The following is a 13,195-nucleotide window of genomic DNA, read 5'->3' as shown; positions in this document are numbered from 1 at the left end:
AGATGCAAAAAAGTTACAATTAGTTCAAAAAATAATAAAAAAAAATCCGATACCATCAAAAAGATACCGGATTTTAGCCTTGTTGTTTTTGTAAAAGCTTAATTTACAATGTTATCTGTAACGGTGATGAGTTCTTTAATAAAAACTGGTTTTCCGCTTTCTGAAAATCCTTCAAGAATAATTTCAAACTGGCCAGAAACATCAGAAGTATAAAAGTTTAACTTTTGATTTTTAAGATTTACATCCGGATTCCACAATAACTGATGTCTGTAGTCGGGAATTCTTTCGTTTTTGTTTGTGCTGTAATCAGGATGAAAATATTCTTTTTTTATTTCAGGTCTTAATAACTGCGGTCTAGTGATGAAACGTCCTGTCAGCTTAGTATCAAAATTTCCTTCCTTAGAAGTGTAAATCAGAAGTCCGTTAAATGATTTCGCTCCATAATAATAGATGCCCTTAACCACGTTTACTTTTTCGATATTTTTTGGATTGTAGGCAAAAAACTCGTTTAAATCCTCAATTACAAGTCCGTCTACAGCTACAAGTGCAGGAAGCGTAGATTCGTAGTTAGGGTCATTGTCAAAAATATGAATGGAATAGTTGTTTTTAGTTTTTGTAAAATAAACTCCTTTTATGACCTCTGTAATGGTTTCTTCCATCGTTTTGAATCTGGTATAATCGTCTAAAACAAATTCTGAAGATAAATTACCAAAAAAAGGAAGGCTGTCTTTTAAGTTAATAATGCTGTCTTTTTTGACATTATAATATGCATTCTCAATCTGGCTTGAAACCAATCTATCGGTAATATTGTTCGCAAAATCTGGGTTGAATTGAAGATTTGCAAATTGCAGTTTCGAAAAATCTACTGAAGGATCTTGGTCGACTTCAATACTATAATTTTCCTTGTCGTCCTCCACTACTTGGACAATTATGTTTGAGCTAGGGTTAGGTTTCTCAAGATTAAAAACAAACTTTCCTTGGTCATCAGTTTTTGTGAATTTTAGTTCGGAGTTCTTGTCAACAATGGAAAGGGCTACTTTTTTATTTTTAATGTCGGCAGAAGATGAGGTTATTTTTCCGGTAATCAATTCTCCTCTTAATTCTGGTAGTATCAAATTGTTATCTTTAAACGATGCGGCAACAATGTCTTTTCTGCTGTCTTTTGTTTGAGCAAATCCGTTTCTGTTTTGAATTGCAAAGCCATCTGTTTTTCTAACAGAAAGACTGTATTTTCCGTTTAAGAAATCGTCTGATTCACTTTTTACTGCCAGAGAAACTTCTTGGCGGTTGCTGTAGTTTTTGCTTTTTAAATCAAAAGAAATAAAGCTGCTGGTTACAGGAACAGGAGAAGAAACGGTATTTTCATTTTGTACTAGAGGCTGATTAGAAGCTTCTTTGTACGGATTTAAAATATAAAGATCAATATTGAAAAAATTTTCAGCATCTTTATTCAACATCCATTTTGTATAGCCAATGAGTTTGTAATTTCCCGATTGCAAAGTTGTCGGAAGAAAAAAATCTCCATTTCCTGCTCCGTCTTTGAGGAATATTTTATGAGTAAAAACACTTTTTTTATTGCTGTCTACAAGTTGTATGTAAGCCGTTTTGCTTTGTGTTTTTGTGCTTTGGGTGCTATTGTCTATACAGAAAATCTTGTACAATAATGTTTCTCCAGTTAAATAAGAACCGGCGTTTGTACTGATATAAATTGACTCATTTAAGTTTTTGTCGATTCTATTCAGTTCTGTTGGCGTATTAAAGTTCTGAGCAGTTAAAACCTGTCCGAAACTAATTAAAAGGGCCGAAAGTGCTATGTTTTTTAATCTATCCAAAATGAAGGTTTTATGTTTGATGCAAAAGAGGTACAGTCGCCGCATTGAATATCATACAAGATAAACGAAGGGCCTTCCGTAGGGAAATAAGATCTAGTCCCCGATTGCACCAATAGTATAGCAGTTGGGGATGAGAACGAAGAAAACATGTATTGATAAGCCATATCATCAGGAATAGGAACGGGGCAATCAAATGGAAATTCTGGAATAGGAACTCTTGGAAATAAATCTGTAAAATTAAAAAACAAACGTTTTTCAGAATAAGAAGAAACATCAAAAAAACCGATTACTTTTTCGCCAGGATTATCTACAGCCTTCAAATTGCCATAATTAAAACCTGGTTGTGTTTGCGAAAGAATGCTTCCGGAATTAGAAATTTCCTGCATGGTTTCGAAATAAGTATATGCTGCCAAATTCTGCACATATTGTTTTACCAAAATGCTGTATCGGGTTCTTATGATAGAATTTTTGACATCAATAAATTTGATAGGAAAATTAATTACCTTATCATCGCTCAGCTTGCTTGTATTGGTTATAAGTAGCTCATTTGATTTTTGGTACTGATAACAAGTTCTTACATCTTCTGTACGATCTATCAACTCAATTTTGTTGTTGACCACAACAGCTTTTTGCGGATAGTACTTAGGCACCACAACTTTGTAGGCTTCATCGTATTCATATCTGTAATATTTTGATGAATTTGTAGGGTCTGTACTGTTTACTGTAATTTCAACCCCAAGTTCACCTTTTTTAGTAACAGCGTTTGCCTGTACATTGTCAATTTGAGTTTCATGTGGCAGTTTTTCCGAGTTAGAAACATAACTTTTGCCGTTGCTTGCTATTATATGTAGTTGGTATTCTCTTCCTGTACCAGCCTGAAATTGATTTATTGATCTGTACTCGCCAAGTGCTTCCTCAAAATCATATCGGTTGCCCAAATCGTCTGTTACATATACTGTTGCGCCTTTTTCGAACTTTGGAGTGCTTTCTTCAAGGGTATAAGTTCTAGACATTTTAATAGTTTGATATTTTAGTTGATTTGTGATAGTTGCCTCTACAACAAGTAAATCTTCAAATTCATTTGTTTGGTAAGCGTATGGTGTCGTACATCCAAAAATCGAAGCAAGTATTAACGTTATAAGAACTCTAAAGAGTATGATTGTTTTCATAACTATTTAAAATTTAAAATTGTAAGTAATTGTTGGTATCGGCACCGCAAAAATAGTGGTTTTGTAGGCCTTGATTTCGCCATTGTTGGTCACAAAAAAGATTGAATATGGATTATTTCTTCCTAAGAGATTGTAAATAGAGATATTCCAAAAACTGTGAGCTAATTTTTTAATTTTATGATTTCCTTCGATATTTAATCCAACATCCAATCTGTAATAATCTGGTATCCTAAATTTGTTACGGTCGCTGTAGAGCGTGTATTCGGCTCCATTGTAATAATATTTTCCGATAGGATAAGTGATAGGCCTACCGGTCTGATACACAAAGTTAGATGAAAAACTGTATCGATGCGTAATCTTGTAATTCATAACTACACTTACATCATGAGGTTTGTCAAAATTGGTTGGAAAAAACTTTCCATTGTTCACTTTTTCATCGTTAAACTGACTGTCAAGTTTTATAAAACTTCTTGAATACGTATAACCAATCCAGCCGTTGAGTCTTCCGATTGATTTTTTTAATAAAAACTCAATTCCGTACGCCTTTCCGTCACCTTGTAATAACTCGGTTTCTAAATCTTGGTTTAGCAGTATCTGAGAACCGGTTTTATAATCCAATACATTTTTTGATGTTTTGTAATAACCTTCAAGGCTGATTTCTAAATCTTTATAATCAAGTTTTTTAAATAATCCCAAAGAGTATTGCTCGCCACTTTGCGGTTTTACATTTAAATCGGATAATTTCCAAGTGTCGGTAGGAGATTGCGTTGTATTATTGGTCAAAAGATGGATGTACTGATAGTTTTTGTCAAATCCTGCTTTTACAAAAAGGCTTTCGTCAATAATGTATCGAAGGCCAATCCTTGGTTCAAATCCGCCAAAAGTTTTGATGACTTCATTGTTGCCATATGTTTTTTCTTCAGTAACAGTAGACTGCGTTTTTGGAACTCCATCTTCGTAAACTTTTTGAGTTGAGGGCCCTAAAGCTGCAAACATAGAATATCTGGCTCCAAAATCAAGAAGCAGTTTTTCGGAAATCTTGAATTTGTCTGAGAAATATACAGCAGATTCTAATCCTTTTTCGTGCTCTATCTCAATAGGATTAACTATAGAATTATCTCCATTTGGACTTAATTGTCCTGGATTTATCTTGTACAATTTGCTTGCGATTCCGTAGGTAAATTTATGATTGCTGTTGAATTCACTGCTGAATTTTAAATTCCCTTGTGTTTCGTTTATTTTATATTTTAAAATGAATGATTCAGGATTGATTGAGCTGTAATCAACGCTGTATTTGTATTCGCTATTTGTAAAATTAAGCTCGCTATTGTTTTTGTCATTAAATGCGTGTTTCCATTTCAAAGAAACCATTCTGTTGCTGTAGGTGTACAATGAATCTGGTGTGATATTGTATTTGTCTTTACTGAAATAGCCTGAGCCTTCAATCGAATTGTTTTTGTTTATCTTATGTGTATATTTTGCATATAAATCATAAAATGAAGCTTGGCTATTTTTCAAATTCTCATCATCAAGAGATTTAAGGATCCAGTCAGAATAGGTTGCTCTTCCAGCAACTAGTAAACTTGCTTTTTCTTTTACAACCGGAATAGAGGCAGTTAGGTTGCTGGTTACTGGCCCAATACCTCCTTCGCCAGAAAATTTCTCTGTATTTCCGTTTTTTGTCACAATATCAAAAACAGAAGACAGCCTTCCGCCGTATTCGGGTGGAATTCCGCCTTTGTAAATATCCACCTTGTTAATCGTATAAGGATTTATAGCCGAAAAAAAACCAAAAAGATGAGACGGATTGTAAATAGTTCCATTATCCAATAACATTAAATTCTGATCTTCCTTTCCTCCACGAACGTTAAACCCAGAAGATCCTTCTCCCGCAGTTTTAACACCTGGAATAGTAAGCACAACTTTCAAGACATCTCTTTCTCCTAAAACTAGTGGAATCGTTTTAACTCCTTCTGCTTCAATAGTGGTAACACCTGTTATGGCAGTTCTTACATTCTGGCTATTTTTGCTTTTTACCAAAACTTCATCAAGCTGGTTGATTTTTTCAATAATCGTAAAATCTAATGTTCCGTTGCTGTAAATCATTATTTTTCGCGAAGCCGAATTGTACAAAACAGATCCAACTTCTATTGTGCTAAGCCCAGTTGGAATTTTTAAGCTATAATAGCCCTCTGCATTGGTAACCGTGCTTATAGGAGTGTTTTTTACTTTTACAGTAATGTCTGCAAGAGGTTTTTGGTCTTTCAAATCTGTAATATGCCCAGAAAGTATGTATAAATCGGCATCTGTTTCTGCCGTTTCTTTTCCAATTAATTCCACAGGGGCAACGATTGTTTTTTGATTTTTCTGAACAGAATCATATTGTTGGAAAAATATCGGTGCATTTGTGTTTTTAGAATTATTCACCTTGCTGTAAATAATGCTGTTTTTGGTAAGGATGATTTTGTTCTTGTCAATAAAAAAATTCAAATCTGTGTCTTGGAGTACCTTAGTCAAAACATCCTGAATAGATTTATTTTCGTACTCGCCAGAAATCAGCACATTTTTATCAAACCATTCTTCCTGAAAGTAAAATTTATAGTTAGTAGCGGTTTCAATTTTCTGTAACACTTCGATTCTGTTGATGTTACTAAATTTTACGCTAACAGTATGCTGCTGATTTTGTGAATGTGCTAAAAAATTAAAACCAAAAAAAAGTAAAAGGATTATAAATATTCTCATTGCGTAATTTTCAAGCTTTAATTATTAATGTAAAGGATAAGGTTTTTTATGAATAATGCTTGATTTTCTTTCCTCAAGCTTCCGTTCATAAAATAATAATCGTTTATTTTTCTTTTGCTGTCTGGAAATAGGGCAATAATAGCTTTCTTATCATTAATAAGGTTTAATTTTTTTTCCTTAAGAAGAATAAACTCGTTAGCAGGAATATATTCTATCTCATCGCTTTCAACCTTATTGAGCTTTTTTTTCTCTTTTAAGTGTTTTATATACAGAGTAATATCGTTGTTGATATCTATTTCTTCGTAGAAACCTCCTTTAAAAGATGCAGGCAGGTTCTTTAGGTTTACAAATTTTTCATTGTTTATTGTAAAGCTGATGACATTCTCTTTAATGAGATTGATTTTTGTGTTATTGGCCTCGTCATAAGGATTGAGAACCAAATCATCTTTGTAGATGTCATATTTAAGAAGTAAATCAAAATAGTTTTGATTATTGTAATTTACATTTCCTTTCCTAAAATTATCTGTTTGATAATACCTGTTTTGATTGTTTATGGTTTTGTCAAAATTAAGGTGGGCTGCACCATTTTTGATGTCCAAAGATTCAATGCCTAAATTTTTATCCAGCCATTTATAGATTTCTATTTCTTTGGAATTTTGGCTCTGAATACAGTGATTGTTTAGTAATAATCCAATTGTGAGAAGAAATATGGATTTTTTTTGTAAATTTTTCAACGGATTAAGATTTTTACGGGGTTGGTTTCTGGTTGGAGCCAAAAATAGTTAAAAAAAGTTATCGATATTGCTTAATACTGTTAAAATGCAATAAAATATCTATTTTTTACATTAAAAAGCTATAATACAATTTATATATTTCAAAGAAATGACAGGATTGTTGAAAATTGGAAATTCTAACGTTTCGAGACTTAGTGCTTTTCAGAATAAAAGGTCAACCTGAGAATTGATTTTGTCTTGGTAATATTCTATTTTTCTAATTGCTCTATTGAAGAATAAATTCCGTTCCTTAATTCCGGATTGCCCTAAAGGTTTCGAATTGATGATTTGCTGCTTAAAAAACTGATGTACATTTTTACAGCTTTCTTCGTTATTAGTAATAAAATAGCCCAATAAGGTATAAGGAACAAACATGGTTAGTTTTTCTTCAGATTCAATCAGCATGTTGTTGTTTAATAATATTAATTCGTTGTAATAAATCGCAAAGTTTGTATTGTGTTTATTGCATTTTTCCTGAATCAGCGAAATAATTCTCTTTAAGTCCTTACAAAGTGCATTAGCGCTCTTGAGATTGAGAAGCCCAGCTTCATAAAAATAGAGAATCTGCTGTAAACTACTGTTAATAGTGGTGTCGTTCCATACTTCATTCACAAAAGTGTTTTCGTAAATTCTTTTTAATTTCTGCATGTATTCTGTGAAAGATTCATCGATTACGAAATTTTCAAAAGAAACTTCCTTTTGGTTTGAATTTAAAAGGTTGAGCCAAACAAAAGCTTTGAATTTTGACAGGATTGTACCGTCCATGAAATAAAACAGCGGAATATCTTTGGCAGAATAAAAAAGTATTGTTTTTTCATTTTTTGTCAATGCTTCGATATTTTCAGCTGAAGATCTGAAATATTGAAGCATATCTTTCAAATTTTCAATCTCAATTGTTTTTTCGACTATCACTTTTTCCTTATTAGAAAATAAACTATCTAATGATATGCTGAAATGGCTAGCCAGTCTGACTGTTTCATCTATTGAGAATTTGCTTTTTCCCGAAATTCTTCGATGTGAAGCATCGTAACTTATTTCTAAGACACCAGCAATCTCTTCTATTAACGAAACTGATTTAGATATTTTTTGTCTGATTGCTTTTAAAAATAGTTCCTGTGATTTCATGGTTTTGCGATAATCACAAATTTACAAAATTGTTTTATTGATTTGCACAAATAGATATGTGAAAATTGCAATAGGTTTGTCTTGTAATTTTAAAAGAAATAATATGAAAAGGATCAGTCAGATTATGAGTTTCAAATCTTTAGAAGGTTTTCGCAAGATATTGTTTATTGGTATTTTATTGTTTTCAGGATTTTGTTTCTCACAAAATAAGACATCCCAAGTTGGTGATAAATTGGTTGGTAATAACCAAGTTAGCCTATCAATGGTTTTTGATGGAAAGGATATTGAACCCCATTATCTTAAAGGGAATTCCGAAGGTAGTTTAAGAAATGACAGTACTAAGGTCTTTAGTTTTTCTCCGATATCCAGAAGATTAAATAAGGTAAATGGTTTTACTCTTGGATTTGGTCATTATGAAAATAAGAACATCAAACTTCAAACAATTAATGGGTTAAATATTGAAGCCAGTCCAACATCTTTAATTCTTTTTTCGATTTCGATTAATGTTCCGTTTGAGTCCATTATTGTTGGAATAAATGACCATGTTATTAGTAATGCAGCTTTCTTTTATACAGAAGTTGATACCTATATTAAGATAAATGGTTTAAATATTAGTTCTGGAGGATTTACAGGCGGTTCAGAATTACGAGGTGTGAATATTTCGGTAATTTCAGGGATAAATAAAATGAATGGATTTTCTATCGGAGGAATATTGAATACTAAAAGTTTTTCGGGTGTGAGTATTTCAGGTCTAGCGAATTTGTCTGATTCGGGAAATGGAATTCAGGTTGGTTTATCGAATGTTTCTAGAAAGCATAATGGAATTCAAATAGGATTATTTAATAATTCCAAAGACTTAAGAGGAATACAATTTGGTCTTTGGAATACAAATGGTAAACGAAAACTTCCTCTTTTTAACTGGCAGTTTAAGAAATAAAAATAATGACAAATTAAAAAATGCCTGTTGCTCATGCCTATTTGATTCGCAGTAATATTCCTTAAAAAAAACTTTTTAATTAAACTCAAAACCCATTTTAAAATATAATAATTATGAAAGCTAAATATTTTAATAAATCTGAAGAAGAAAAACTCTTTTTTTCTACGTTAAAACAACGAGTTCATGAACAACTTGAGGGTAAAATTATTTCTTATGGAGATGCCAGATTTTGGTTTAAAGGATTGTTTTGGACTTTGGTCTGCTATTTTTCCTATTCGTTGCTTTTTTTAGATTCAATAAGCAAGACAAGTTTTTGGCTATTTTATGTTGTTTTTCAGTTGGCCGGATTGCTCATCGGATTTAGTTTTGGTCATGATGCTTCTCATAATACGGCATTCAGAAATAAAAAGGCCAATTCGGTATTGCACTTTTTTAGTTTTCTAACGGTAGGAATAGACCCTTTGCTTTGGGGATTGAGGCATATTCGCTCACATCATTTATATGCTAATGTAGAGGGAAGTGATATCGATATTGATAAAAATCCATTTTTACGATTAAGTCCCACCCATCCTTGGAAACCTAAACACAAATATCAGGCTTATTATGCGCCATTTGTTTATATGTTTACTTTGCTGCATTCTGTTTTTATGAGCGATTGGATTTATCTGTTTTCAAATGAATATGATTGGATGAAAAGAGGTGTTCCTAAAACTGAATTGTACTTTAGGTTCTTGCTGTACAAAGTGTTTTATTTTTCCTTGGTTTTGGTGTTTCCGTTGCTTTACGCCGATTTTTCATGGAGTTTTGTGGTGGTGACTTACCTAACAGCCAGTGCTTTTACTTCAATGGTGTTTATTATAATGTTGGTTGGGACTCATTTTTTTGATGGGGCAGACTATCCACAACCTGAAGGGGAATTTTTAGAACATACATGGGCAGTGCATCAGCTTTATACCAGTTGCGACTGGGATGCAGATAAAGGTTGGGCTAGATTTTTGAGCGGTGGCTCCAATTGCCATGCAGCGCATCATCTTTTTCCGAATATCTGCCATACCAATTACAGTGAAATAAATCAAATTATAGAAAAGACTACAAAAGAATACCGGCAGCCTTATCATCATAAGACTTTATTAGAAATGATGTTCTCGCATTTTAAGCACCTGCACAAAATGGGAAAACCTTAAGAACAGCAATTTTGGTAAAGTAATTTGTAAATGCTTTTGTATCAAATTTTTGCAGCCTTATGTCGCAATAACTTCGTTTAATGACATTTTTTATATCCAAAACAGAATTCTTATGCAATTTTGGGATGAAAACAAATTAATGTTAAAACAAGGGAAGCTGAAAACTAATTAGAGTAGGCATAAATTTAATACTTATTAAAATGGCAATTCAAATTAATGTAAACGCTGGATTAGATGCAAAGACATCAAGTGTTCAGGCATCTGGAAATGTAATTCATGTAATTACTGATGTAGAAAGAGAAACTTTTAATATTAAAGATGCTAATCTAAAAAAATTAGTCGAAAAATATTTCGGAAAATCTCCGAATGATGCTTATCTGCATTCAGAGACTCCTTGGGGTGATCTTTATAAGACTTACAATTGGCCTCAAGTGCAAGTGAATCTTGTTGTTCAAAGTGCCACCATTCTTGGTATTACTTCTGAACCTCAAATCATTAATACTCAAAAGTTTTCTAATAATAGTAGTGTAAAGGGTAATTTTAATGTTGCCATAACACAACAGGTTAATAATACGAGCCAAAGTAACTGGAGTAGCTCAAATAAAATCTCTGTTGGTCAGAAAGTTTCCTATAACATTGGCTTTCTGGGAGTTGGGGTAAAAGGAGAAACTTCGATGAGTTATGAGCGTACATGGGGCGAAGGAGGGTCTGTGTCAAAATCTGTTACTATTGGTACTTCAAGTGGAGTCAGCGTTGCTCTCGATCCTGGTGAGTCGATTTTGGCAGAATTGAGCGCCAGCAGAGGCGTGATGAAAGTTAGGCTTGTGTATAATGCCTATTTAACGGGAGTTAGTGCGGTAAATTACAATCCAACATTTAAAGGACATCATTTCTTTGCGCTTGATATTGGAGGATTGTTGGCAGCAGGTGGCATTTCTAACTCTGTTCAGGTTACAGAAGATATCGAGATTGGATTTTTTGGAAATTCGGAGATAATTATAAAAGACGGAAAAGGTAAAGCTACATTGCTTTATAATTCAGCCGTTCAAGCAAAATAAGAAAACTGTTTTTTGAAATTGAAAAACCCCAATTCAGATTTGAATTGGGGTTTCCTATGAATAAACCTTTAGTAAACTAAGATCTGATTACTCTTTTTTATCCTCACGCGGAGGTCTTGGAACAAGCGCTTTTTTAGACACTTTTTCTTTTTTGGTTTTAGGGTCGATTCCTAAGTATTTCACTTGGAAAACATCTCCTAGTTTAACCACATCGGCAACGTTTTCTGTACGCTCCCAAGCCAATTCAGATACGTGAAGCAATACTTCGTTTCCTGGTGCGGCAGTATATTCTACTACAGCTCCGAAATCTAGCATCTTAATTACTTTTACTTCATAAGCTTCGCCAACTTGTGGTTTGAAAGTTAATGCATCAATTTTAGCCAATACAGTTTTGATTCCTTCTGGATCAGTTCCTAAAATTTCTACAATTCCTTGCTCGTCTACTTCGTTGATAACAATTGTAGTTCCAGTAGCTTTTTGTAATTCCTGAATTACTTTTCCACCAGGTCCAATCAATGCTCCAATAAAGTTTCCAGGAATAGTTCTGGTGATAATTTTTGGTGCGTGAGCTTTAACATCTTCTCTTGGAATTGCAATAGTTTCAGTCAATTTTCCTAAAATATGCAAACGTCCGTCGCGAGCTTGTGCTAATGCTTGTTCCATAATATCATAACGCAATCCCTCGATTTTGATATCCATTTGGCAAGCTGTGATACCGTCAGCAGTTCCAGTTACTTTAAAGTCCATATCTCCTAAGTGGTCTTCGTCACCTAAAATGTCTGACAATACAGCAAATTTCTCACCGTCAGTAATTAATCCCATGGCAATACCAGAAACTGGTTTTATCATTTGAACTCCAGCATCCATAAGTGCCATTGTTCCAGCACAAACTGTTGCCATAGAAGAAGAACCGTTAGATTCTAAAACTTCAGAAACAACACGAATTGTATAAGGACAATCTGCAGGAATCATATTTTTTAAAGCTCTTTGAGCCAAGTTACCGTGACCAACTTCTCTTCTTGAAGTTCCTCTCAATGGTTTTGCTTCACCAGTAGAGAAAGGAGGGAAGTTATAGTGTAAGTAGAATTTTTCTTCACCTTGCTCGCTAGGCGAGTCGATTTGGTTAGCTTCTCTAGAAGTTCCTAAAGTTACTGTAGCCAAAGCTTGAGTTTCTCCACGTGTAAATAAAGAAGATCCGTGTACAGATGGCAAGTAATCAGTCTCACACCAGATTGGTCTGATTTCTGTCGTTTTTCTACCGTCTAGACGAATTCCTTTTTCAAGAATTACGTTACGAACGGCTTCTTTATTTGTTTTGTAGAAATATTTTCCAACTAAACCTGCAAGATCTGCATTTTCAGCATATTCTTCTTCAGTAAATAAAGCTTTAGCCTCTTCTTTTACAGCAGCAAATTTTTCACTTCTTTCTGCTTTTCCAGAAGCTTCTTGAGCGATTGCATAGCATTTGTCGTAAGCGGCAGCTTTTACTTTTGCGTAAACAGCTTCATCTTCGATTTCGCCTTCGTAAGTTCTGTACTCTTGAGAACTTAATTTTGCTCTTAATTTTTGCTGTGCTTCAATTTGAACTTTAATTGCTTCGTGAGCAAATTTAATAGCTTCAACCATTTCAGCTTCAGAGATTTCTTTCATCTCTCCTTCAACCATGGCAACAGAATCTAAAGAAGCTCCAATCATCATATCGATATCTGAGTTTTCTAATTCAGCTCTGCTAGGGTTGATTACTAATTTTCCATCAATACGTGCAACACGTACTTCAGAAATTAAGTTGTAAAAAGGGATGTCCGAAACTGCTAATGCTGCAGATGCTGCTAAACCAGCCAATGCGTCTGGCATAACATTATCGTCATGAGACATTAACTGAATCATAACCTGAGTTTCAGCATGGTAATCGTCTGGGAAAAGCGGACGTAAAACACGGTCTACTAATCTCATTGTTAATACTTCGCTGTCGCTTGGTCTTGCTTCTCTTTTAAAGAAACCTCCAGGAAAACGTCCTGCAGCAGCAAATTTTTCGCGGTAATCTACCGTTAGAGGTAAAAAGTCAACGCCTGGATTAGATGTTCTTGCAGATACTGCAGTTGCTAACAACATACAGTTTCCTTGTCTTACAACAACTGAACCATCGGCTTGTTTTGCTAGTTTACCTGTTTCGATTGAGATGCTTCTTCCATCTCCTAAATCGATAATTTCTTGTGAAACTTGTGGAATCATAAATTTTTCCTTTTTGATTATACAATGGGTTTTAGTTGTGTTGTAGTTGTTGTTGTGTGTAGTTGTTGTTGTCTAAAACCCAATGAAAAACCAAACTTTTTAGCCCCCCAACCCCCAAAGGGGGAGCATTCAAATAAAAAAAA

General features: G+C 33.8%; 9 protein-coding genes. 3 read left to right on the top strand and 6 right to left on the bottom strand.

The window, feature by feature from the left end:
- Positions 1 to 98 precede the first annotated feature (98 nt).
- From E0W73_RS06830 to E0W73_RS06810, 5 genes are all read right to left on the bottom strand, one after another.
- Positions 99 to 1,832 carry a hypothetical protein gene (locus tag E0W73_RS06830; RefSeq protein WP_135221346.1) on the bottom strand — a complete coding sequence of 578 codons (1,734 nt, stop codon included), beginning with the start codon at positions 1,830 to 1,832 and terminating at the stop codon, positions 99 to 101.
- Positions 1,820 to 3,001, bottom strand: coding sequence for a DUF4249 domain-containing protein (locus tag E0W73_RS06825; RefSeq protein ID WP_135221345.1), 1,182 nt, complete (start codon positions 2,999 to 3,001; stop codon positions 1,820 to 1,822). The genes E0W73_RS06830 and E0W73_RS06825 overlap by 13 nt, the downstream gene beginning before the upstream one ends.
- Positions 3,002 to 3,007: 6 nt before the next feature.
- Positions 3,008 to 5,743 (bottom strand): TonB-dependent receptor, encoded by a 2,736-nt coding sequence (locus tag E0W73_RS06820; RefSeq protein WP_135221344.1) that lies wholly within the window; start codon positions 5,741 to 5,743, stop codon positions 3,008 to 3,010.
- 17 nt (positions 5,744 to 5,760) lie between these two features.
- Positions 5,761 to 6,477, bottom strand: a complete 717-nt coding sequence (locus E0W73_RS06815) for a hypothetical protein (RefSeq protein ID WP_135221343.1) — start codon at positions 6,475 to 6,477, stop codon at positions 5,761 to 5,763.
- Between the two features lie 201 nt (positions 6,478 to 6,678).
- Complete coding sequence (locus E0W73_RS06810) at positions 6,679 to 7,641, bottom strand: helix-turn-helix domain-containing protein (RefSeq protein WP_135221342.1); 963 nt, start codon at positions 7,639 to 7,641, stop codon at positions 6,679 to 6,681.
- A 103-nt stretch (positions 7,642 to 7,744) separates the two neighbouring features.
- Here E0W73_RS06810 and E0W73_RS06805 point away from each other — a divergent pair, with 103 nt between their 5' ends.
- From E0W73_RS06805 to E0W73_RS06795, 3 genes are all read left to right on the top strand, one after another.
- Positions 7,745 to 8,578, top strand: coding sequence for an LA_2272 family surface repeat-containing protein (locus E0W73_RS06805; protein WP_135221341.1), 834 nt, complete (start codon positions 7,745 to 7,747; stop codon positions 8,576 to 8,578).
- A gap of 113 nt (positions 8,579 to 8,691) precedes the next feature.
- Entirely contained in the window at positions 8,692 to 9,762 is a 1,071-nt protein-coding gene (locus tag E0W73_RS06800) for a fatty acid desaturase family protein (protein WP_135221340.1), read from the top strand.
- Positions 9,763 to 9,962: 200 nt separating this feature from the next.
- Positions 9,963 to 10,820: a follicular epithelium yolk protein subunit gene (locus E0W73_RS06795; RefSeq protein WP_135221339.1), complete on the top strand. Its 858-nt coding sequence runs from the start codon at positions 9,963 to 9,965 to the stop codon at positions 10,818 to 10,820.
- Positions 10,821 to 10,907: 87 nt separating this feature from the next.
- On the opposite strand, the gene E0W73_RS06790 is transcribed toward E0W73_RS06795, so the two are convergent.
- Positions 10,908 to 13,052: a polyribonucleotide nucleotidyltransferase gene (locus tag E0W73_RS06790; protein ID WP_135221338.1), complete on the bottom strand. Its 2,145-nt coding sequence runs from the start codon at positions 13,050 to 13,052 to the stop codon at positions 10,908 to 10,910.
- Between the last annotated feature and the right edge of the window lie 143 nt (positions 13,053 to 13,195).

Origin of the sequence: Flavobacterium foetidum, from assembly GCF_004634245.1 — a bacterium.
Taxonomy (GTDB): Bacteria; Bacteroidota; Bacteroidia; order Flavobacteriales; family Flavobacteriaceae; genus Flavobacterium; species Flavobacterium foetidum.
The sequence above is the reverse complement of the archived record's forward strand: the minus strand, read 5'-3'. Positions and strand labels throughout refer to the sequence as shown.